The 21,801-nt window shown below is 69.7% G+C and carries 17 protein-coding genes; 9 read left to right on the forward strand and 8 right to left on the reverse strand.

What is annotated here, in order from left to right; all coding sequences use genetic code 11:
- Window positions 1-69 precede the first annotated feature (69 nt).
- Complete coding sequence (gene alaS, locus AC07OY_RS02755; RefSeq protein ID WP_495040988.1) at window positions 70-2,694, forward strand: alanine--tRNA ligase; 2,625 nt, start codon at window positions 70-72, stop codon at window positions 2,692-2,694.
- Between the two features lie 2 nt (window positions 2,695-2,696).
- On the opposite strand, the gene AC07OY_RS02760 is transcribed toward alaS, so the two are convergent.
- From AC07OY_RS02760 to AC07OY_RS02795, 8 genes are all read right to left on the reverse strand, one after another.
- Entirely contained in the window at window positions 2,697-3,185 is a 489-nt protein-coding gene (locus tag AC07OY_RS02760) for a hypothetical protein (protein WP_495040989.1), read from the reverse strand.
- Window positions 3,186-3,243: 58 nt separating this feature from the next.
- Window positions 3,244-6,099, reverse strand: a complete 2,856-nt coding sequence (locus AC07OY_RS02765; protein ID WP_495041968.1) for a serine/threonine-protein kinase — start codon at window positions 6,097-6,099, stop codon at window positions 3,244-3,246.
- 47 nt (window positions 6,100-6,146) lie between these two features.
- Entirely contained in the window at window positions 6,147-6,737 is a 591-nt protein-coding gene (locus AC07OY_RS02770; RefSeq protein WP_495040990.1) for an ECF-type sigma factor, read from the reverse strand.
- Between the two features lie 185 nt (window positions 6,738-6,922).
- Window positions 6,923-9,058 carry a methyl-accepting chemotaxis protein gene (locus tag AC07OY_RS02775; RefSeq protein WP_495040991.1) on the reverse strand — a complete coding sequence of 712 codons (2,136 nt, stop codon included), beginning with the start codon at window positions 9,056-9,058 and terminating at the stop codon, window positions 6,923-6,925.
- Between the two features lie 87 nt (window positions 9,059-9,145).
- A complete protein-coding gene (locus AC07OY_RS02780; RefSeq protein ID WP_495040992.1) occupies window positions 9,146-9,667 on the reverse strand; it encodes a chemotaxis protein CheW in 522 nt (173 codons plus the stop codon).
- A 27-nt stretch (window positions 9,668-9,694) separates the two neighbouring features.
- On the reverse strand, window positions 9,695-11,836 hold the full coding sequence (locus tag AC07OY_RS02785; protein ID WP_495040993.1) for a chemotaxis protein CheA: 2,142 nt from the start codon (window positions 11,834-11,836) through the stop codon (window positions 9,695-9,697).
- Window positions 11,837-11,864: 28 nt separating this feature from the next.
- The gene (locus AC07OY_RS02790) at window positions 11,865-12,230 is read right to left on the reverse strand and encodes a response regulator (RefSeq protein WP_233371888.1); all 366 of its coding nucleotides are present in this window, start codon (window positions 12,228-12,230) and stop codon (window positions 11,865-11,867) included.
- A 55-nt stretch (window positions 12,231-12,285) separates the two neighbouring features.
- Window positions 12,286-12,753, reverse strand: coding sequence for a hypothetical protein (locus AC07OY_RS02795; protein ID WP_495040994.1), 468 nt, complete (start codon window positions 12,751-12,753; stop codon window positions 12,286-12,288).
- A 198-nt stretch (window positions 12,754-12,951) separates the two neighbouring features.
- On the opposite strand from AC07OY_RS02795, the gene AC07OY_RS02800 reads away from it, so the two are divergent.
- From AC07OY_RS02800 to AC07OY_RS02835, 8 genes are all read left to right on the forward strand, one after another.
- Window positions 12,952-14,109: a sensor histidine kinase gene (locus AC07OY_RS02800; RefSeq protein ID WP_495040995.1), complete on the forward strand. Its 1,158-nt coding sequence runs from the start codon at window positions 12,952-12,954 to the stop codon at window positions 14,107-14,109.
- Window positions 14,106-14,753 (forward strand): response regulator, encoded by a 648-nt coding sequence (locus AC07OY_RS02805; protein ID WP_495040996.1) that lies wholly within the window; start codon window positions 14,106-14,108, stop codon window positions 14,751-14,753. The genes AC07OY_RS02800 and AC07OY_RS02805 overlap by 4 nt, the downstream gene beginning before the upstream one ends.
- A 70-nt stretch (window positions 14,754-14,823) precedes the next feature.
- On the forward strand, window positions 14,824-16,035 hold the full coding sequence (locus AC07OY_RS02810) for a diguanylate cyclase domain-containing protein (RefSeq protein WP_495040997.1): 1,212 nt from the start codon (window positions 14,824-14,826) through the stop codon (window positions 16,033-16,035).
- Complete coding sequence (locus AC07OY_RS02815) at window positions 15,980-17,998, forward strand: TonB-dependent receptor plug domain-containing protein (RefSeq protein ID WP_495040998.1); 2,019 nt, start codon at window positions 15,980-15,982, stop codon at window positions 17,996-17,998. Before AC07OY_RS02810 ends, AC07OY_RS02815 begins: the two co-directional genes overlap by 56 nt.
- Window positions 17,995-18,516: a YfiR family protein gene (locus tag AC07OY_RS02820; protein ID WP_495040999.1), complete on the forward strand. Its 522-nt coding sequence runs from the start codon at window positions 17,995-17,997 to the stop codon at window positions 18,514-18,516. Before AC07OY_RS02815 ends, AC07OY_RS02820 begins: the two co-directional genes overlap by 4 nt.
- A gap of 196 nt (window positions 18,517-18,712) precedes the next feature.
- The gene (locus AC07OY_RS02825; protein WP_495041000.1) at window positions 18,713-19,930 is read left to right on the forward strand and encodes an efflux RND transporter periplasmic adaptor subunit; all 1,218 of its coding nucleotides are present in this window, start codon (window positions 18,713-18,715) and stop codon (window positions 19,928-19,930) included.
- A gap of 4 nt (window positions 19,931-19,934) precedes the next feature.
- Window positions 19,935-20,621: an ABC transporter ATP-binding protein gene (locus AC07OY_RS02830; protein WP_495041001.1), complete on the forward strand. Its 687-nt coding sequence runs from the start codon at window positions 19,935-19,937 to the stop codon at window positions 20,619-20,621.
- A gap of 9 nt (window positions 20,622-20,630) precedes the next feature.
- On the forward strand, window positions 20,631-21,800 hold the full coding sequence (locus AC07OY_RS02835; RefSeq protein ID WP_495041002.1) for an ABC transporter permease: 1,170 nt from the start codon (window positions 20,631-20,633) through the stop codon (window positions 21,798-21,800).
- Window position 21,801: the final 1 nt, after the last annotated feature.

The raw sequence follows: 21,801 nt of genomic DNA on the forward strand, positions 1-21,801 counted from the left end.
AAAGCCCCCTCTCTACAATCGCCCCTCCTTGTCACAGACCTTTTCGTCAATTTCCCAGGAAGCCCCGGAATGAAAGCCGCAGAGATCCGCCAGACCTTTCTGAAGTTCTTCGAGTCGAAAGGCCACCAGATCGTCGCGTCCAGCCCCGTGGTGCCGGGTGACGACCCGACGCTGCTGTTCACGAACGCGGGCATGAACCAGTTCAAGGACGTGTTCCTGGGCTTTGACAAACGCGCCTACAGCCGCGCCACCACCAGCCAGAAGTGCATCCGCGCCGGCGGCAAGCACAACGACCTGGACAACGTCGGCTACACCGCCCGCCATCACACCTTCTTCGAGATGCTGGGCAACTTCTCGTTCGGCGACTACTTCAAGCACGATGCCATCTCCTATGCCTGGGAACTGCTGACAGTCAACTTCGGTCTGCCCAAGGACAAGCTCTGGGTCACCGTCTACGAGGAAGACGACGAGGCCTACGAGATCTGGAACAAGGTCGTGGGCGTGCCCGCCGAGCGCATCGTGCGCATCGGCGACAACAAGGGCGCGCGCTACATGTCCGACAACTTCTGGATGATGGGCGATACGGGCCCCTGCGGCCCCTGCACCGAGATCTTCTACGACCACGGCCCGGACGTGGCCGGTGGCCCCCCGGGCTCGGCCGAGCAGGACGGCGACCGCTACATCGAGATCTGGAACAACGTCTTCATGCAGTTCAACCGGACTGAAGACGGCGTCATGCACAAGCTGCCCAAGCCCTCGGTGGACACCGGCATGGGCCTGGAGCGCCTGGCTGCGGTGCTGCAGCATGTGCATTCCAACTACGAGATCGACACCTTCGTGAACCTGCTGGCCGCCGCCAAGTCGGCCGTGGACGCAGCCGGTGGTGGCGACTGCGATGCCGCCAGCCCGTCGCTGAAGGTCATTGCCGACCACATCCGCGCCTGCTCGTTCACCATCGTCGATGGCGTGATTCCTGGCAACGCCGGGCGAGGCTATGTGCTGCGCCGCATTGCCCGCCGCGCCATCCGCCACGGCTACAAGCTGGGCGCCCGCACCCCCTTCTTCCACAAGCTGGTGGCGGCCCTGTCCGCCGAGATGGGCGATGCCTATCCCGAGCTGCGCCAGGCGCAAGCCCGCGTGACCGACGTGCTGAAGCAGGAGGAAGAGCGCTTCTTCCAGACCATCGCCACCGGCATGGAAATCCTGGAAGGCGCGCTGGCCAAGGGCGGCAACGTCGATGGCGACACTGCCTTCAAGCTGCACGACACCTATGGCTTCCCGGTCGACCTGACCGCCGACGTCTGCCGCGAGCGCGGCGTGACGGTGGACGAGGCCCGCTTCAACGAACTGCTGGAAGAGCAGAAGAACCGCGCGCGTGCCGCCGGCAAGTTCAAGATGGCCCAGGGCCTGGCCTACAGCGGCGCGCCGACGGCCTTCCACGGCTACGACGGCCTTGTCGTCGAGACCGCCAAGGTCGCGGCCATCTATGTGGACGGTGCCCAGGTCAACGAGGCGCAAGCCGGTGATGACGCCGTCATCGTGCTGGACCAGACGCCCTTCTATGCCGAGAGCGGCGGCCAGGTGGGCGACGCCGGCGAGCTGCGCAACGGCACGACGCGCGTTGTCGTGGCCGACACGCTGAAGATCCAGGCCGATGTCTTCGGCCACCACGGCCAGGTCGTCGAAGGCACGGTCAGGGTCGGCGATGTGTTCGTCGCCCGTGTGGATGCTGAGCGCCGCGCCAAGACCGTGCGCAACCACAGCGCCACCCACCTGATGCACAAGGCCCTGCGCGAAGTGCTGGGCGCCCATGTGCAGCAAAAGGGCTCGCTGGTGAACGCCGAGCGCACCCGCTTCGACTTCGCCCACAACGCGCCGATGACGGCCGAGGAGATCCGCGAGATCGAGGCCCTGGTCAATGCCGAGATCCTCGGCAACGCCGGCGCCAATGCCCAGGTGATGGCCCTGGACGATGCGCAGAAGTCGGGCGCCATGATGCTGTTCGGCGAGAAGTACGGCGAGACCGTGCGCGTGCTGAGCATCGGCAGCTCGAAGGAACTCTGCGGCGGCACCCACGTGAAGGCGACGGGCGACATCGGCCTGTTCAAGATCGTGGGCGAGTCCGGCGTCGCGGCCGGCATCCGCCGCGTCGAGGCCGTCACCGGCGACAACGCGCTGGCCTATCTGCAGTCGCTCGAGACGACGGTGCAGGGCGCGGCCATGACGCTGAAGACCTCGCCGCACGAGCTGGGCGCCCGCCTGCACGCCGTGCTGGACCAGATCAAGTCGCTGGAGAAGGAACTCACCGCGGCCAAGAGCAAGCTGGCCTCCGCCCAGGGCGATGAGCTGCTGGCCCAGGCCGTCGACGTCAAGGGCATGAAGGTGCTGGCCGCCAAGCTGGAAGGCGCCGACGCCAAGACCCTGCGCGAGACCATGGACAAGCTCAAGGACAAGCTGAAGACGGCGGCCATCGTGCTGGCGGCCGTCGACGGCGACAAGGTCCAACTGGCGGCCGGCGTCACCGCCGACAGCATTGGCAAGGTCAAGGCCGGCGAGCTGGTCAACTTCGTCGCCCAGCAGGTCGGCGGCAAGGGCGGTGGCAAGCCGGACCTGGCCATGGCCGGCGGCACCCAGCCGGCCGGTGTGCCGGCGGCGCTGCAGAGCGTCGCGGCCTGGGTCGCCGAGCGCGTCTGAGCCTAGAGCGGCGGCACCACGCCCTGATAGCGGACGGTGGTTTCCACGCCACCGCCGCTGTTGCGGTAGGTGCGGCCGTCGCTGCTCCCAATCCACATCTGTGACACCGTGGGCGCCTCGCCGCCCACGGCCCGCACGGTGACGCGCCACACCTCGGTGGCGGTGCCATCGACGCGATCGCTGCCCGTGCGCTCGCAGCGCGCGAGCAGCGAGCCCGCCGTGTGTGCCGCGCGTTCGAACACGGCCGGCCCCATCTTGGACAGCTTCCAGCCCGCGCCGTCGATGCGCTGCCAGACGCGCTCGTCCACGCGCAGCAGCTCCATCTGCGTGCCCTGGCCGCTGACGCGCTGGTGATAGCGCGGCGCGGCCAGCGTGGCGATGCTGGCCTGGGCCACGCGCTCGCAACCGGCCGGCACGGGTTCGGCGGCTGGGGCGTTCAGGCTGCACAAGGCGGGCAGCGGCCAGAGAAGTCGGGAGAGGCGTTGGGGCATGGTCACTCCTGGAGTCCTTTCACCAACGATGCCCGGCGGCTGAACCGGACAACGCCCGTCAAAGATCCAGGTGCAGCAGCGACTGGGTCGTGGGCGCCTCGGGCGCGTCGTAGCGCTTGCTGGCTTCCAGCGCCTTGTCGCGCAGCGCTCGCGCCTCGTCCGGCTGCCCCTGGGCGGCGTGCGCCGCCGCACGCACGCGCCAGAGATAGGGCTCCATGCGCACGTCGAAGAAGCCCTGGCGCTGCGCCCAGGCATCCAGCGCAGCCTGCGCGTGGCGTGAGGCGGCGTCATTCTGGCCCTGCTGCAGCGCGACCCGCGCCAGCCCGGCATGCGCCAGGGCTACATGCGACCAGCGCGGGTTGGCGGCGCGGCCCACCACGGCTTCGAATTGCGCGCGTGCCGCCGCCACGTCGCCCTGGTTGAGCAGGAAGCGCCCCCAGCGCTCACGGGCCGCGGCCAGCGGCTGGGCGCCCGGCGCGTCGCGGGCTTCGAACTCGGCCAGCGCTGCGACGAAGGTGCGCCGCGCATCGGCGGCCTGCCCGGCCCGTGCGTAGGCGTCGCCCAGGTGGCGGCGCAGCCGGCGCAGTGCGAAGTCCTGCGGTGGCGTGCGCAGGTAGAAGCGCTCTACCGCTTCCAGCACGGGTATGGCCAGCCGAGGCCGGCCTTCAGCGGCCATCCGCTCCGCCCAGCCCTCCTGCACCTGCCGGGCATCGGCGTCGTTGGCGGCCTCCGGCGGCAGACGTGCCAGCACCGCGTCGTAAGCCGTGTGCGCTCGCTCTCGTGCCCCGGCCAGGTGGGCGGTGCGGGCGCGTTTGGAAGCCGGCACCCAGGCCTGGCGGGCATCGGGGCCGGTGGTGCGCTCCGCGATGGCGGCCGACACGGCGAAGGCGGCTTCGGAACCGGCCAGGTCGCCGGCCTGCTGCAGTGTCAGCGCGATGTTGCCGTGGATGGTCTGAAGCTCCGCGTCGTCGCGTTCGGGGTTGGCCTCGGCTTCCCGGATGGCCTGGCGGTTCAGTTCCACGGCCTCGGCAAATCGTCCGGCCGGGTTGGCCTCGTTGGCCAGCTCCATCAACACGGTGACCCGCCCGCGCTCGGTGACAGGCGCGTCCGCGAAGTCGCGACGGGCCGCCTCCAGCGCGGCATGGCGGTCTGCCTCGGTGCCGGGCTGCTGGCGCAGGCAGACGGCGCGCGCCATCCACCAGTGGCCGCGCAGTGCGCCGGTGTCGCGCCGCGCGGCGCGCAGCAGCTTGTCTGCCTCATGCAGCAGCGCACCGCAACTCGCGTCGGCCAGGGCGGCCGCGCGGGCGGCGCGCTCGACGGCGTCGTCGAGGATGTTGTCGTGCAGCGGTCCGAGGTGTTCGCGCACCAGCGCCAGCTGCTTCTTCTGCAGGACTTCGAACGAGGCCTCCTCGCCCAGCTCGCGGTAGATCGTTGCCGCGGTGCGCAGCAGCTCGATGCGCAGCTGCACGTCGCCGTGGAAGGCGCTGTCGATGCGGGACACGCTGGCGTCGAGCAGGGCCTTGGCGCTGGTCTGGCCGCGTGGCGTGTCTGATGCGATGCGCGGGTCGCTGGCACGGTAGACCGACATCAGGAAGGCCTTGACCGCCTCGGCCCGGCGCGCCTGGGCCTGCGCCTCGCGCGCCTGCCAGACGACGCCGCCCAGGCCGGCCGCCAGGCTGGCGCCCAGCAGCGCTGCCAGCACGACAGTGCCGCGGCGCCGCCGGGCGGCCTTGGCCAGGCGCGTCCAGGCGGTGATGCGGCGGGCCTGGATGGGCTGGTGGGCGCGGTGGCGCTGCAGGTCGGCGGCGAAGTCGGCCACCGAGGCGTAGCGTTCATGCGGCGCCGCGGCCAGGGCCTTGGCCAGGATGGCGTCCAGGTCGCCGCGCAGGCGCTGCCGCCAGGCCTTGGGCCTGGCGCCTGCCTCGGCGGCCAGCGCCTCCGTGACGCAGTCTGACGCGAGCAGATCGCCGGCCGCCCTGCCGGGGGCGCCGGATGCGCGCAGCACCGCATGCGGCGTGGTGCCGGTGAGCAGTTCGAACAGCAGCACGCCCAGTGCATAGACGTCGGTGGCGACCGTGGCCGCACCGCCGGCCACCTGCTCGGGCGCGGCGTAGGCGGGCGTGGCCGGGGCGGCGTCGACGCGCGTCAGCGCGGTGGCGTCGGGCGTGCCGTCGTGCAGCAGCTTGGCGATGCCGAAGTCCAGCAGGCGCACGCCCTGTTCGCTGGCGAGCACATTGGCGGGCTTGAGGTCGCGGTGGGCCACGAGCTGGCTGTGGGCGTGGGCGACGGCGTCGGTCACCTGCCCGAACAGGTCCAGCCGCGCCGGCAGGCCCAGGGCGTGCTCGCGCGCCCATTGCGTGATGGGCTGGCCGTGCACGGCCTCCAGCGCGATATAGGGTTGGCCGCTGCCGTCCAGGCCGGCGTCGTAGAAGCGCGCGATGTGCGGGTGGGCGAGGCGGGCGAGGATGTCGCGCTCGCGCAGGAAGCGCTCGTGCACGCGGCCGGCCAGCAGGTGGGCATGCGGCAGCTTCAGCGCCACCTCGCGCTCGTAGGCGCCGTCGGCGCGCTGCGCCAGCCACACCTCGCCCATGCCGCCGGCGCCGAGCAGGCGCTGCAGCGTGTAGGGGCCGATGCGCTGGCCTGCCTGGCGTCCGGTGCCCGCGGCCGACAGCACGGCAGGGGTTTCGAGGTAGCCCGAGGTCTGGGCGGTCTGCAACTCGCGCAGGAAGGCGGCCAGCGCGTCGCGCAGCGGCGCCATGTCGGCGGGCAGGCGGTCGAGCCAGGCGCCGCGTTCGGTCGGGTCCAGGGCCATGGCCTCGTCGGTGAGGCGCGAATAGTCGGCCCACCAGCGCTCGTCGAAAGCCAGCGGCGGGGTTGGCGAGTCAGGGGCAGGTGAGGTGTGCGGCGGCATCATGCGCACCAACGGAATCCGGGGCGCCGGCCGGACATGGGCCCCTGGCCTCAGGCCGTCAGCAGCGTGCGCAGCAGCGCGCGCGCCTTGTCCCAGTCGCGGCGCACGGTGCGGTCGTTCACGCCGAGCACCTCCGCCACTTCCGTCTCCGTCATGCCGGCGTAGTAGCGCAGTTCCACCACGCGGGCCAGGCGCGGCTCGCGCGCTTCCAGCACGCGCAGCGCGGCGTCCACCTGCAGCGGCTCGTCCTCAGGGGCCGCAACGCCGTCGCCGATGGCGGTGTCCAGCGTCACCCACTGCACCGCATCGCCCTGCGCACCACCGCCGCGGCGCTGGGCGGCGCGCTCGCGCAGCAGGTCCACGACGATGGAGCGCATGGCCCGCGAGGCATAGGCGAAGAAGTGGCCCCGCGTCGCAAAGCTCAGGCCGGCGCCGCCTTCGCTGGCCTGGCGCGATGCGCGCGCGGACAGCTTCAGCCAGCTTTCGTTGACCAGCATGGTGGTGTTGCAGCCAGTCGGATCGCCCACGTCGCGCAGCCGGGCGCGCGCCACCTTCTTGAGCTCTTCGAAGGTGTCGCGCCAGAGCTGGTCGTCCAGCGGCACGGCGGCACTGTCGGCGAGAGGGGGCGCGGTGTCGGGCATGCGGGGGATTATGGGATGGCACCCTGGCGGCCATGAATCCCTCGCAGCTGCAGCAGCGGACTGCAGATGTGACGACGCCCGCGTCAGCGGGCGGCAGATGCGACAAGGCCCGCAGCAGCGGGCGGCAGATGCGACAAGGCCCGCAGCAGCGGGCCTCGGGGCTTCAGAAGGTTGGCAGAACCTCTTTAGAAGGTCTCCCAGTCGCCGTCGTCGGCGGCAGCGGGGGCCGGTGCTGGCCGCGGGGCGCTGAGCGGCGCGGCCTTGGCGGCCGGCGGGGCAGGGCGCGGCGCTGCAGAGGCCTTGGGAGCGGGTGTCGCGGGCTTGGCGGCCGGCTTGGGTGCGGCCTTGGCTGCCATGACGGGCGCGGGTGCCGGGCGTGGTGCCGAGGCGCGGTGCGATTCGCTGCCCGAGACGCGGAACACGGCCACGGCCTCGACCAGGCGCTGGGCCTGTTCCTTCAGGCTCTCGGCCGCGGCGGCGGACTCTTCGACCAGGGCCGCGTTCTGCTGCGTCATCTGGTCCAGCTGCACGACCGAGGTGTTGACCGTGTTGATGCCTTCGCTCTGCTCGGTCGCGGCCGAGCTGATCTCGCCAATGATGTCCTGCACGCGCTGCACGCTGGAGACGATCTCGCCCATGGTGGTACCGGCCGTCTGCACGAGGCGGGCGCCGTTCTCGACGCGCTCCACGCTGTTGCCGATCAGGGCCTTGATCTCCTTGGCGGCCTCGGCGCTGCGGCCGGCCAGCGAGCGCACTTCACCGGCCACGACCGCGAAGCCGCGGCCCTGTTCGCCGGCGCGTGCGGCTTCCACTGCGGCATTCAGGGCCAGGATGTTGGTCTGGAAGGCGATGCCGTCGATGGTGCCGATGATGTCGGAGATCTTCTTGCTGGCGGCATTGATCTCGTCCATGGTCGTGACGACCTGGCCGACCACCTCGCCGCCGCGCGTCGCCGCGGACACGGCGGACTGCACCAGCTGGTTGGCCGTGCGGGCCGAGTCGGCCGTCTGGCGCACCGTGCCTGTCAGCTCGCTCATGGACGAGGCGGCGTTCTGCAGATTGCTGGCCGTCTGCTCGGTGCGCTGGCTCAGGTCGAGATTGCCGGTGGCGATCTCGGTGCTGGCCGTGCCGATGCTGTCGACCGAATTGCGCACCGTGCCGATGGTGGTGGCCAGGCGCTGGCGCATGCGCTCGGTGTCCTGGATCAGCGAGCCGATCTCGTCGTTGCGCGTGCTGCTGACCGACTGGCTCAGGTCACCTTCCGCGATGGCGCCGACGGCCTTCTGCAGGGAGGCCAGGGGCTGGGCCACCCAGCGGCGCATCATCCACATCAGGCCGAAGCCCAGGCCGACGGCCGTCAGGGCGAGCGCGCCCCAGAAGAAGAACAGCGTGGAGCGGCCGGCCGCCGAGGCCTCGCCGCGCGAGACCTGGGCCACCACCCAGTAGCCGGTCTTTTCGCTCTTGCGGGCGACCGCGAAGTTGTCGCTCATGCCGTTGCCCAGCACGTCGGGCACGTCGTCCAGCACGACGGCACTGTCCTTCTGCTCCGCCAGCAGCTTCTCGAAGCCCGGCGCGACGCCGGCGAGCAGCTTGCCCTTGGCCGTCGGGTGCGCGGCCAGCTGGGCCTTGGACGGGTCCTTGGACATGGCGACGATATAGGTGCCGCCATGCTCGAAGAACTTGGCGCTGGCAGCCATGCGGTCCATGGCCTGCTCGAAGGAGTCGAGGTCATAGCCGACGAAGAGGATGCCGACGATCTTGCCGGCGTCGTTCTTGATCGGCTCGTAATGCGTCATGTAGGCGCGCCCGAACAGCAGGGCGCGGCCGGTGTAGGGCTTGCCGGCCTTGATGCTGGCGTAGGCGGCGCCCTGCTTGTCCAGCATCGTGCCCATCGCGCGCTCGCCCTTCTCGTTTTTCAGCGAGGTGGTGATGCGCTCGAAGTCGTCGCCCTTGGCCGCGAAGACCGTGGCCACGCCGCCATTGACGGCGGCGAACTTGTCGACCTGGGTGAAGTTGCCGTTGAGCTTGGGGCCCCAGTCGCGCAGCTCGCCGGTGGCCTCGTCCAGCGTGAAGCTGGGGCCGAATTCCTGGCGGAAGGAGCCGAAGCTGCGCTGGGTCTGCTTGGCGGCGACGTCGTCCATGGCCTGCATGGCATCGACCAGGGAGGCGGCCTTGTCGCCGACCCAGGTCTGCACCTGCTCATTGGCGGAGCGCTTCAGCAGGGTGCCGACGATGAGGCTGACGACCAGCAGCACGCCCGCGACGGCGACAGCGCCGGTCAGCGAGACCTGGCGGGCAATGGAGTTGATGGGCTGACTCATGCGAATCTCCGGAAAACCAAAGCAAGCAAGGCTCCGCACACCCCGCCTCGTTGCGGGGGTGCTTGAAGGGCAACCAGGGCCCGGTGATCAGGCGGCGACGGCCGCGTCCATCAAGCCCATCTCGGCGCTGCTCATCAGGCCTTCGATGTCCATCAGGATCAGCATGCGTTCGCCCACCGAGCCGATGCCGGTGATGAAGCTGGTGTCCACCGACGCCGAGCTGAGCTCGGGGGCCGGCTTGATCGCGTCGCGGTTCAGTTCCAGCACGTCGGAGACCGAGTCCACGACGGCGCCGACGACGCGGTTCTTCACGTTCAGCACGATGACGACCGTGAAGCTGTTGTACTCGGCGGTCGCGCAATTCAGTTTCAGGCGCAGGTCGACGATGGGGACGATGACGCCGCGCAGGTTGACGACGCCCTTGATGAAGTCCGGCGCATTGGCGATGCGCGTGGGCTGCTCATAGGAACGGATCTCCTGCACCTTCAGGATGTCGATGCCGTATTCCTCGGAGCCCAGGCGGAAGGTCAGGTACTCGCCGCTCTTGGGGCCGTGGGCCTTGGCAGTGACGGCGCCGGGCTGGCGCAGGGCAGGGACGTTGGCTTCCATGCGGACCTCTCCTCTTGATGTGATGGTTCAGTGGCGCGAACGGCGCACCAGGCTGCCGACGTCCAGGATCAGGGCCACGCGGCCGTCACCCATGATGGTGGCGCCGGACACGTCGTTGACCTTGCGGTAATTGGCTTCGAGGTTCTTGACGACGACCTGCTGCTGGCCGAGCAGCTCGTCCACCAGCAGCGCGACGCGGCCGCCTTCGGCTTCCACGACGACCATGATGTTGGAAACGTGCTCGAAGTCGAAGCGCGGTACGTCGAAGATCTTCTCCATCTCGATCACCGGCATGTATTCGTCGCGCACCTCGACGACGCGGCCCGAACCGGCCACCGTCTTGATGGTGTCGGACTGCACCTGGAAGGACTCGATGACGGAGGACAGCGGCAGGATGTAGCACTCGTCGCCGACGCCCACGCTCATGCCATCCATGATGGCCAGCGTCAGCGGCAGGCGCACGGACACCTTCATGCCGTAGCCTTCGGCGGAGTCGATCTCGACCGTGCCGCCCAAGGAGGTGATGTTCTTCTTGACCACGTCCATGCCGACGCCGCGGCCGGACACGTCCGTGACCTGCTCGGCGGTGGAGAAGCCGGGCGCGAAGATCAGGCTCCAGCATTCGGCGTCGGTCATGGTGTCCGGCGCGTCGATGCCCTTCTCGCGGGCCTTCTTGATCAGCTTCTCGCGGTTCAGCCCTCGGCCGTCGTCGCGCACCTCGATGACGATGCTGCCGCCCTGATGGGAGGCGACCAGCGTGATCGTGCCCTGCTCGGGCTTGCCGCGCGCGATGCGGTCTTCCGGCATCTCGATGCCGTGGTCGCAGCTGTTGCGCACCAGGTGGGTCAGCGGGTCGGTGATCTTCTCGACCAGGCTCTTGTCAAGCTCGGTGGCTTCACCCTGGGTGACCAGCTCTACCTTCTTGCCCAACTTGGCGGCCAGGTCGCGCAGCATGCGCGGGAAGCGGTTGAAGACCGTCGACATCGGAATCATCCGGATCGACATGACCGACTCTTGCAGGTCGCGCGTGTTGCGCTCCAGGTCGGCAAGACCTGACGTCAGCTGCTGGTAGAGGCCGGGATCGAGCTCGCGGCTGTTCTGAGCCAGCATGGCCTGGGTGATGACGAGTTCGCCGACGAGGTTGATGAGCTGGTCGACCTTCTCGATCGACACGCGCAGCGTCGTCTGGTCCATGCCACCGCCGGCCGGCTTGGCATCGGCCTTGGCCGGCGTGGCGGCGCGGGCCGGCACGATGGCGGCGGCCGGCGCGGGCGCGGCGGAGGGCGTGGCCTCGACGGCGGCGCCGGCGGGCACGCCCGGGGCATCGTCGAAGAAACCGTAGCCGGGGTCGGAGGACGGGGCCTCGGCCGGCGGGGCGCCCGGGGCGCCGTCATAGAAGCCGAAGCCGGTGCCCAGGGGCATCAGCTTGACCTGCTCGCGGGCCACGTGGAAGGTGAAGAGGTCCAGCAGGTCGTTGTCGGTGGAGCTGGTCAGCACCTTGAAACGGCGCATGCCGTCCGAGCTCTGGCCGGCGTCCAGCGGCTCGATGGTGCCGAGGTCGGTGATTTCCTTGAACAGCTCGACGAGGTTGTCGGCCAGGCTCAGGTCGGTCAGCGGACCGACCTGCAGCTCCAGCAGGCGCGTGCCGGGCTTCATCGCGGTTGCAGCCGCAGGCGCCGCAGCGGCGGGCGCAGGGGCGGCCGCCGTCGGTGCGGGTGCCGGAGCCTTGGCGGGCGCCGGTGCACCGCCGCCTTCGACGAAGCTCTTGATGCTGACCAGCAGGTCGCTGGTGTCGAAAGGATCGGCACCCGAACCCTGGTGGCGGCCGAGCTGGGCGCGCAGTGCGTCGCCGGACTGCAGCAGCACGTCCACCATGGCGGCATTGGGCTGCAGCTCGTGGCGGCGCAGCTTGTCCAGCAGCGTCTCCATCTGGTGGGTCAGCTCTGCGACGTCGCTGAAGCCGAAGGTCGCCGCGCCACCCTTGATGGAATGGGCGCAGCGGAAGATGGCGTTCAGCTCTTCGTCGTCGGCCGCCTCGACATTCACATTGAGCAGCAGCTGCTCCATGTTGTCGAGGTTCTCGCCGGCTTCTTCGAAGAAGACCTGGTAGAACTGGCTGAGATCGATGCCAGCGCTGATGCTGGCGCCTTCTGAGGTCATGTCACCCATGGCTGGTGCTCCCCTGGAAACTCTGACTTCAGCGAATGACCTTGCCGATCACTTCGATCAGCTTGGCCGGATCGAAAGGCTTGACCAGCCAGCCGGTGGCACCGGCGGCGCGGCCCGCCTGCTTCATCGCATCGCTGGACTCGGTGGTCAGGATGAGGATGGGCGTGGTCTTGAACTTGGGGTTCTCGCGCAGCTTCTTGGTCAGGCTGATGCCATCCATGCGCGGCATGTTCTGGTCGGTCAGCACGAGATCGAAGTCCCGCTGGCCGGATTTTTCCCAGGCGTCCTGTCCGTCCACCGCTTCCACCACGTTGAAGCCGGCGTTCTTGAGCGTGAAGGCCACCATCTGGCGCATCGAGGCCGAGTCGTCGACAGCAAGGATTGAGTGGGTCATCTGTTTTTCTCCGAGGGAACGTGTTGCCTGGGGGGGCTGAGATTGGCGGGGGGATTCAGAAGAGTTCGATGGAACCGGCGTCCATCTCGTCCTGCGTGACCGGGTTGGGCCGCAGCGGCGCGATCTCGACGACGGCCGCGCCATCCTCGTCATCCATGCCGAAGGTGTCGCGGGCCAGCTGGTCGGAACAATTGCGCAGGCGTTGGCTGGTGTGGGCGATCAGCTGCGTCGCCATGTCCTGGAACTGCAGCGCGGTGATGGCGCCGGCGATGTCCTGCATGATCTGCTTGAGCCCATCGGCGGCCGGCGTGCCATCGCTGTTGCCGAGCAGGGACATGGCCTGGTTGGACGCGCTGTAGAAATGTGCGGACAGGGCCTCGCCGGCGTCATCCAGCAGGCGTTGCAGGCGCTCGAGGTCGTGGGTCACCGTCATCAGGTGATCCTGCAGTTCCGCGGCCGCCAGCAGCGGCATGGCTGCCACGGCTCCATCGAATTCGGCGGCGGTGGAAGTTTCTGTCTGCATCGTGTCTCCGCGAGGGGATGCTGCTTCTTGTCCCAAGCCCTGTGGATACCCTCAGGGCGAATGCATCATGGCATGTTCACCCCTTTTTCCGCCACTGTCGACCTTGAGATGTCGCGAGAACGAGCCGTATTACCGGTCTGAACCGGGTCGAGTGTGGTGCCAGGCCACTTGCCGCGAGCGACGGCATACTGCGCCCCCATGACGATTTCTGGTGTGGAGCAGGCGCCCCGGGTCCTGCGTGTGCTGCATGTCGAGGACTCCGAACTCGACCATCAACTCATCCTCGCCCAGCTCAGCCGTGCCGGGCTGCAGGTCGAGATGCAGAGGCTGGACGCCTTGCCTGCGGTGCTGGCGGCGCTGGACCGTCCCTGGGACGCCATCATCTCGGACTACAACCTGCCGGGCTACTCGGGCCTGGAGGTGCTGGAGGCGCTGAAGGAACGCCAGGTGCTGACGCCCTTCATCCTGGTTTCCGGCGAGATCGGCGAGGACACGGCCGTCGGGGCCATGCGCAACGGCGCCTCCGACTATCTGCTGAAGAACAACCTCAACCGCCTGGCGCCGGCCCTGCTGCATGCCATCGACGCGGCCGAGAACGAAAAGGCCCGCGTGGCCGCCGACCATGAGCTGGTCAAGTCCAAGCAGCGCCTGCACCAGCTGGCCGGCCATCTGCAGACCAGCGTCGAGATGGAGAGGGCGGCCATCGCGCGCGAGATCCATGATGACGTCGGCGGGTCGCTGACGGCCGTCAAGTTCGACCTCGCCTGGATCGACCGGCACGCCCAGGAGCCCGAGGTGCGGGCACGTGTCGCCGCGGCCCTGGAGACGGTCAATGCCGCCATCGAGGCCAGCCAGCGCATCATGCACAACCTGCGTCCCGCCATCCTGGAGCAGGGCCTGGTGGCTGCCCTGCAATGGATGACGGCCCGCTTCGAGCGCCGCACCGGCATCGAGGCCGGCCTGCGCATCGGCGAGGAGAGGCTGGAGCTGCCCTCCGGCATCCCGCTGGTGGCCTACCGCACGGCCCAGGAGGCGCTGACCAATGTCTCCAAGCATGCGCTCGCGACCCGGGTCGACATCGAGCTCAGCCAGGATTCCGGCGTGCTGACGCTGGAGATCCGCGACAACGGCCGCGGCATGGGGCGCGGCGACCTGGCCAAGGAGAGATCCTTCGGCATCCGCGGCCTGCACGAGCGGGCCGCGACCGTGGGCGGCTGGGTCGACCTGTCCAGCCCGCCGGGCGGCGGCACCAGCCTGATCCTGACCGTGCCCCTGGCACAGGACGCCATCGATGCACTGGACGACTCGACCGACTTCGGCAAGGATGACCCCAACTCCATCTGGGGGCGTGTGTGATCCGTGTCATCCTTTGTGACGACCATGGCCTGATCCGCCGCGGCATCCGCGACACGCTGGCGGACGCCCAGGACATCGAGGTCGTCGGCGAAGCCGGCGACTACACCGAGCTGCGCGGCCTGCTGCATACCCTGGGCAAGGACAACCCCTGCGACGTCCTCGTGCTGGACATCAACATGCCGGGCCGCTCCGGCCTGGACGTGCTGCATGTGCTGAAGGACGAGGGCAACCCGGTGCGCACGCTGATCGTGTCCATGTACCCGGAAGACCAGTACGCCATCCGCGCGCTGAAGGCCGGCGCCTATGGCTATGTCAACAAGGGCGGCGACCCGGCCACGCTGGTGCAGGCCGTGCGCACCGTGGCCCAGGGCCGCAAATACGTGACGCCCGAGATCGCGCAGATGCTGGTCGAGAGCCTGACCGCGCCCGTCACCGAGCAGGCCCACCACAAGCTGTCCGACCGCGAGCTGCAGACCCTGGTCATGATCGCCTCCGGCAAGCGCCTGTCCGACATCGCCGAAGAGCTGATGCTCAGCCCCAAGACCGTCAGCGTCTACCGGGCCCGCATGCTGGAGAAACTGGGCCTGAGCAACAACTCCGAGTTGACGGTCTATGCCATCCGCAACGGACTCGTCGCCAGCTGACGGGCCTGCGAGACGCCCGCGCCGCCGGCCGTCGCTGGTCAGGCGGCTGACGCGTCTGAGCGTCGCCGTCATGGGCGCCGCCCTGCTGCTGAGTTCCCTGGCCCTGGCCGTCTGGGTCTATTTCAGCCTTCGCGAGGCCCAGCTCAAGAGCGCCGAGCAGTCGGCCCAGCTGCTGGCCGAGAACCTGGCGCCGGCGGTGGCCTTCCACGACCAGCAGGCCACGCACGACGCCCTCGTCGCCTTCAGCCGCCGTGAGGGCTTGCAGAGCCTGGTGCTGCTCGAGCCCGGCGGCGCGACCTTTGCCCACTGGCCCGCGGCGGCCGCATCGGCGCCCTGGAGCGACAGGCGCGTGCAGGTCGGCTGGCAGGGCTTGCGCCTCGTGGTGCCGGTGCAGCTGCATGGCGAGCGCCTGGGCAGCCTGGCGTGGGCCGAGTCATTTGAAGCGCTGAACGCGACGCTGCTGCGCCTGGCCGCCGGTGCGGTCGCCGTGCTGGCCCTGTCCCTGCTGGGGGCCAGCCTGCTGCTGCGCTGGACGCAGCGCCAGGCGCTCGCGCCGCTGATCGCGCTGTCTCGCCTGGCCGAGCGCGTCGCCAGCAGCCAGGACTACAGCCTGCGGGCGCCGGTGCGCGAGCACGACGAGGTCGGGCGCCTTGCCGAGCGCTTCAACGGCATGCTCAGGCGCATCGAGGTCTGGCACGAGGACATGAACCAGCAGCTGGCCCAGGAGCAGCAGACCGGCCGCGCCATGCAGCAGCTGGCCCACCGCGACGCCCTGACCGGCCTGCCCAACCGCCTGGCCTTCGAGCTGACGCTGGAGCGCCTCTTCGTCGACCTGCATCACCCGGGCCATGTCGGCGCGCAACGCCTGGCCCTGCTCTTCATCGACCTGGACAACTTCAAGCAGGTCAACGACAGCCTGGGCCATGCGGCGGGCGATGCCGTGCTGACCGAAGTCAGCCGGCGCATGAGCGGCGTGCTGCGCGCCAGCGACACCCTGTTCCGCCTCGGCGGCGACGAGTTCGCCCTGCTGGTGGCCGATGTGAGCGAGCCCGAAACCGTCGAGCATCTGGCGGAGCGCCTCATCGCCAGCGTGCGCGAGCCGCTGGTGGTGCAGGGCCAGGTCCAGCCCGTCGGGGCCACCGTGGGCCTGGCTTTCGTGCCCGATGACGCAACCGACCCGCAATCGCTGTTGTGCGCCGCCGACGCTGCCATGTACGCTGCCAAGCATGCCGGCAAGAACACCTTTCGCAGGGCGGCCAGCGAGCCTCCTGCGCGCCCTTGAGCGCTGCGCGCTCGGCTTTTTCCTGCTGCTGGGCGGCCATGCCCAGGCCCAGAACAGCGAAATTCCCAGCCTGGAAGATCTGCTGCGCACCGAGCGCCGCGGCGCCGCGGCCGACGTGTCGGTCAGCACCGCCTCGCGCCAGGCCCAGAGCGCCGACCTGGCGCCGGCCGTCACCCATGTCGTCAGCCGCCAGGACATCGCGCGCCTGGGCCTGCGCAACCTCGGCGACGTGCTGCGCCGCATGCCGGGCCTGGAGGTGCGCGAGGACAACGAATTCACCCGCGTCGCCGTGCGCGGCGTGGCGCCCGGCGACTTCAACGGCCGCGTGCTCTTCCTGCTGGACGGCCTGCGCCTGAACGACAACCTCTACGACGCCGGCCCCATCAACCGCGAGTTCTTTGTCGATGTCAGCCTCATCGAGCGCGTCGAGTTCACGCCTGGCCCCGGCTCGGCCCTGTATGGCGGCAATGCGCTGCTGGGCGTCGTCAACATCGTCACCCAGCGCGCCGACACCCTGGCCGGCCCGCAGGCCCATGTCGTGCTGTCGCCGCGCGGCCAGGTCAGCGCGCGGCTCAGCTATGCCCAGCGCCTGGACAGCGGCGCCGAATGGCTGGCCGCCTTCAGCAGCGACGAGGAGCCGCACACGCCGCTGCTGTTCGGCGAGCCCGAGGAGTACCGCGCGCAGCTCGAGCCGCTGGAGTGGGACCGCGCCCGGCGCTGGCTGCTCGGCGGGCGGGCCGGCGGCCTGTCGCTGCGGGTCGGCGGCGTGCAGCGCGAACGCGGCCTCTACAGCTTCCTGCCGAAGTCGGGCGACATCACCGGCAGCGTGAATTCCCTGCGCGAGCGCTTTGCCCAGGCCGGCTGGGAAGGCCGTGCGGCCGACTGGGACTTGCACCTGGGCCTGGCCTGGCAGGAGTCGCGCTACCGCATCGAGCAGGCCGACGACAGCGAAGCTGAGCCGCGCACGAGCCGCTTCGAGGCCCTCGGGCGCTGGTGGCTGGCCGAGCTGCGCCTGGCGCGCGCCTGGGGCGGCCCGGGCGGCGACAGCCACACCACCAGCTTCGGCATGGACTGGCAGCGCGACAGCGTGCAGCGCTTTCGCTTCGTCTACCTGGGCGAGCCGGCCTATGACGAGAACTATGCCTCCCAGCGGCTGGGCTTCTATGTGCAGGACGAATGGCGGCTGGCCGAGCGCCAGCGCCTGGTGCTGGGCCTGCGCCAGGACGGCGTGCATGGCGGCGACTCGAGCTGGAACCCGCGCGCGGCCTGGGTCTGGTCGCCGGAGCCGGGCCAGAGCCTGAAGCTGATGTGGGGCACGGCCTTCCGAGCCGCCAACCGCTTCGAGCGTGCGCTCAACCAGACCGCTGGCGTCGCGGCGCCGCGGCCCGAGCGCCTGCGCACGATGGAGCTGGCCTGGCAGGGGCCCTTGCCCCATTTCGCCGGCCTGGCCCTTGGCGGCTGGAGCTGGCAGGCCTCGCTGTTCAACAGCCACCTGGTCAATTTCATCGAGCGCGGCAGCGACGACCGTTTCGCCAACACGCCGGTCGCCCGGTCGCACGGCGCCGAGCTCGGCCTGAACGGCCAGTGGGGCGAGGGCTGGCAACTGCAGCTCAGCGTGATGGGCCAGCGCAACCGTGCGGCCGACGGGAGCCACCAGGCCTACAGCCCGAGCCAGACCCTGAAATGGATGCTGCAGCTGCCCATCGCCGGGCCGGCGCTGCGCCTGTCGCTGAGCGGCTGGGCGACCAAGTCGCGCTTCGGCGACGAGCGTCTGCCCGGCTACGCCCAGACCCGGGCCCACCTGTTGTGGCAGCCGAGCCGGCGCTGGGATTTCTTCGTCGGTGCCGACAACGTCGGTGGCCGCGCCTATGCCGAGGCCAGCGCCACCGGCAACAGCGCGCCATTGCGGCACCAGGGCACGCGCTGGCAGGCCGGCCTGACCTGGCGTGGAGACGCGCCTTGAGATCGACGCGGCTCTGGCCGCTGCTGCTGGCCGCGGTCACCGCGCTGGCCCGGGCCGACAGCCTGGACGAGGACAGGCTGCGCGCCGCCTTCGTGCTGCGCCTGACCCAGTACACCCAGTGGCCGGCGCCGGTGGCCGAGAGCGCCACGCTGTCGCTGTGCGCGGCCGGCCTGCAGCCGACCGGGCTGGAGGCCGTGCGCGCGCTGACGAGCCGATCGGTGGGCGCGGCCCAGCTCCGGGTGAGGGCGCTGAGCGAGCCGCGTGACGCGGCGCGCGACTGCCAGGTGCTGCTGCTCGGCCACGCCGACGCGGCCACGCTGCGCCAGTGGATAGCCGCCGTCAGCGACGCGCCGGTGCTCGTCATCGCCACCAGCCCCGAGGCCCTGCGCGCCGGGGTCTGCATCGCCCTCATCAGCGAACCCCAGGGCATGGCCTTCGCCGTCAACCATGGCGAGTCCCGCAAGCGCGGCCTCAGCCTGGCCGCGCCGGTGCTGAAGCTGGCCCGCGAAGTTCGCTAGCGCCAGCGTCCCCGCCGTTCGTCACGGCCGGCTGTCGATTCGCCAGCTCCGGCCGCCGTTCATCGATTGATGACACCCTGTGGCAGCAGCCACTGCACAATCCGCCCCGTTCCAAAAGGGTGGCCGACAAGGCCGGTGCCGCGGGCCGCAAGGCCCGCCCAAGCCAAAGTTCAGGGGGCGCGTCATCGATACCGGATTGCTGAAGGAGCTGCGCATCGAGGGTGCGCATCGGGAGGACCATGACGGCGGACCGCCGAAGTGGGTCTGGGGCCTGGGAGGCAGCGTCGTCGCGCTGGCCCTGCTGGGCGGCGCGGCCTGGTGGTACTGGGCGGGCAGCAAACCCGTGCCCGTGCAGACCGTGACCGTGCGCGCCAACGGCCAGGGCGCCAGCGCCGGCGCCGTCCTGCAGGCCACCGGTTATGTGACGGCCCGCCGCATGGCGACCGTGTCGGCCCAGATCACCGGCACGCTGACCGAGGTGCTGATCGATGAAGGCTTCAAGGTCAGGAAGGGCCAGGTCCTGGCCCGGCTGGACGACACCGGGCTGAGGGCCGGCCTGGCCGCGGCCGAAGCCCAGATCCGCACGGCCGAGGCCAATCTCGGCCAGCTGCGCGCCCAGCTCGCCCAGGCCCAGGCCGACGAGCGCCGCCAGGCCGAGCTGAATGCGGCCGGCATGACGACGCGCCAGTCCCGCGAGCAGGCCGGCACCGCCGTGAAGACCGTGAGTGCCCAGCTGGAGGCGGCTCAGCGCCAGGTCGAGGCCGCGCAGGCCCAGGCCCGCCAGGCCAAGGTCAACTTCGACTACGCCACCGTGCGCGCGCCCTTCGACGGCGTCGTCACGGCGCGCGCGGCCCAGGTCGGCGAGATCATCTCGCCGCTGTCCGCCGGCGGTGGCTTCACGCGCACCGGCGTGGGCACCATCGTCGACATGGACTCGCTGGAGGTCAACGTCGACGTCAACGAGGCCTATATCGCCCAGGTCAAGGCCGACATGCCCTGCGAGGCCGTGCTCGACGCCTACCCGGACTGGAAGATCCCGGCCCATGTGGTGGCCGTCATCCCGAGCGCCGACCGCGGCAAGGCGACGGTCAAGGTGCGGGTGGCGCTGGAGAACAAGGACGAGCGCGTCGTGCCCGACATGGGCGTGCGCGTCAGCTTCCTGGCGGCCAAGCCCAAGGTCGAGGCCAAGCCGGTGCCGGGCGTGCTGCTGCCGCCGGACGCCTTGGCCCAGCGCGAGGGCGGCGAGGCCGTCTTCGTCGTGCAGGAGGACCGCGTCGAGCAGCGCGCCGTCAAGCTCGGCGCCGACGTGGGCAAGTTCAAGCTGGTCACCAGCGGATTGAAGGCGGGCGAGACGGTGGTCGTGTCGCCGCCGGCCGACCTGAAGCAGGGTTCCAACATCGTGAAGAAGGACTGAAGAGATGAGCGCACTGATCGAGATCCGTGACCTGTCCAAGGTCTACACCCGCGGCAAGCAGAAGGTGGAGGTGCTGCACCACATCGACCTGGACGTGCAGCAGGGTGACTTCCTCGCGCTGATGGGCCCGTCGGGCTCGGGCAAGACGACGCTGCTCAACCTGATGGGCGGGCTGGACGCGCCCAGCGGCGGCTCCATCAGCGTGGGCGGCGAGCGCATCGACAAGCTGGCCGGCGGGGCGCTGGCCAAGTGGCGCGCCTCGCGCGTCGGCTTCGTGTTCCAGTTCTACAACCTGATGCCGACGCTGTCGGCGCAGAAGAACGTCGAGCTGCCGCTGCTGCTGACCAAGCTGTCGGCGGGCGAGCGCAAGAAGCGGGCGGCGATTGCGCTGCAGCTCGTGGGCCTGGCCGACCGTGCCAGCCACAAGCCGACCGAGCTGTCGGGCGGCCAGCAGCAGCGCGTGTCCATCGCGCGGGCCATCGTGTCCGATCCGACGCTGCTGGTCTGCGACGAGCCCACCGGCGACCTGGACCGCCAGTCGGCCGAAGATGTGCTGACGCTGCTGCAGGCGCTGAACCGCGAGCATGGCAAGACCATCGTCATGGTCACCCACGACCCGCGCGCCGCCGCCCGCGCCAGCCACACCCTGCACCTGGACAAGGGCACCCTGGTCGAAACCGCGGCGGCATGAGGTGACGCGATGAAATACCTCCATCTCATCTGGGCCGCGCTGTTCAGGCGCAAGGGCCGGACCTTCCTGACCCTGGTGTCCATCATCACCGCCTTCCTGCTGTTCGGCCTGCTGGACGCGGTGCGCGTCGGTTTTGACCAGGCCGGAAAAAGCGCAAATGGCGCCCAGAGATTGCAGACCGGCGCCAAGCTCAGCTTCATCCAGCTGCTGCCGATGTCGCTGGGCGCGCGCATCGGGCAGATCGACGGCGTCAAGGATGTGGCCTTCGCCAACTGGTTCGGCGGGGCCTACCAGAAGCCCGAGAACCAGGTCTTCAGCTTTGCCGTCTCGCCCAACTACCTGGACGTCTATCCGGAGATGGAAGTCTCGGCCGAGCACCGCAAGGCCTTCGCCGAGACCAAGGACGGCGCCCTGGTCGGCGAGGGCCTGGCCAAGAAGTTCGGCTGGAAGGTGGGCGACCAGGTGCCCATGCAGTCCACCATCTTCCCGGACAAGAACGGCAGCCAGAACTGGCCCTTCAAGATCGTCGGCTTCATTCATGTGACCGACAAGAAGAGTGGCGCCTGGTACGACCAGATGTTCCTGCTGAACTGGAAGTATTTCGACGACACCACGCCCTGGAACCAGGGCCAGGCGGGCTGGTATGTGACGCGCGTGAAGGACGTCAACCAGGCCGACCGGGTGCTGAAGGCCATCGACGAGATTTCCGCCAACTCCGACCACGAGACCCGCACGCTGACCGAGCAGGCCGCCATGTCGGCCTGGATGCGGCAGCTGGCCGACATCAACCTCATCGTCACCTCCATCATGGGCGCCGTGTTCTTCACGCTGCTGCTGCTGGCCGGCAACACCATGATGCAGGCCGTGCGCGAGCGCACCGGCGAGATCGCGGTGCTGAAGACGCTGGGCTTCTCGGGCGAGAGCGTGCTGGCCATGGTGCTGGCCGAGTCCGTGCTGCTGCTGCTGATCGGCGGCGTCGTCGGCCTGGCCCTGGCCAGCGTCATCGGCCCGGCCGTCAGCGCGGGCAGCGGCGGCGCGCTGAACCTGCCGGCCGCGGGCCTGACGAGCTGGCTGATCGGCGCGGGCCTGGCCCTGCTGTTCGGGCTGCTGGTGGGCGCCTTGCCCGCCCTCAGAGCCATGCGGGTCAACATTACCGATGCACTGGCAGGGAGGGCCTGAC

The organism is Roseateles sp. GW821-FHT09H10, assembly GCF_059415865.1.

Excerpts from the sequence above, each read along its gene's own strand:
- alaS (WP_495040988.1), top strand. The coding sequence starts at position 70 with ATGAAAGCCGCAGAGATCCGCCAGACCTTTCTGAAGTTCTTCGAGTCG.
- AC07OY_RS02760 (WP_495040989.1), bottom strand. The coding sequence starts at position 3,185 with ATGCCCCAACGCCTCTCCCGACTTCTCTGGCCGCTGCCCGCCTTGTGC.
- AC07OY_RS02765 (WP_495041968.1), bottom strand. The coding sequence starts at position 6,099 with ATGATGCCGCCGCACACCTCACCTGCCCCTGACTCGCCAACCCCGCCG.
- AC07OY_RS02770 (WP_495040990.1), bottom strand. The coding sequence starts at position 6,737 with ATGCCCGACACCGCGCCCCCTCTCGCCGACAGTGCCGCCGTGCCGCTG.
- AC07OY_RS02775 (WP_495040991.1), bottom strand. The coding sequence starts at position 9,058 with ATGAGTCAGCCCATCAACTCCATTGCCCGCCAGGTCTCGCTGACCGGC.
- AC07OY_RS02780 (WP_495040992.1), bottom strand. The coding sequence starts at position 9,667 with ATGGAAGCCAACGTCCCTGCCCTGCGCCAGCCCGGCGCCGTCACTGCC.
- AC07OY_RS02785 (WP_495040993.1), bottom strand. The coding sequence starts at position 11,836 with ATGGGTGACATGACCTCAGAAGGCGCCAGCATCAGCGCTGGCATCGAT.
- AC07OY_RS02790 (WP_233371888.1), bottom strand. The coding sequence starts at position 12,230 with ATGACCCACTCAATCCTTGCTGTCGACGACTCGGCCTCGATGCGCCAG.
- AC07OY_RS02795 (WP_495040994.1), bottom strand. The coding sequence starts at position 12,753 with ATGCAGACAGAAACTTCCACCGCCGCCGAATTCGATGGAGCCGTGGCA.
- AC07OY_RS02800 (WP_495040995.1), top strand. The coding sequence starts at position 12,952 with ATGACGATTTCTGGTGTGGAGCAGGCGCCCCGGGTCCTGCGTGTGCTG.
- AC07OY_RS02810 (WP_495040997.1), top strand. The coding sequence starts at position 14,824 with ATGGGCGCCGCCCTGCTGCTGAGTTCCCTGGCCCTGGCCGTCTGGGTC.
- AC07OY_RS02815 (WP_495040998.1), top strand. The coding sequence starts at position 15,980 with ATGCCGGCAAGAACACCTTTCGCAGGGCGGCCAGCGAGCCTCCTGCGC.
- AC07OY_RS02830 (WP_495041001.1), top strand. The coding sequence starts at position 19,935 with ATGAGCGCACTGATCGAGATCCGTGACCTGTCCAAGGTCTACACCCGC.
- AC07OY_RS02835 (WP_495041002.1), top strand. The coding sequence starts at position 20,631 with ATGAAATACCTCCATCTCATCTGGGCCGCGCTGTTCAGGCGCAAGGGC.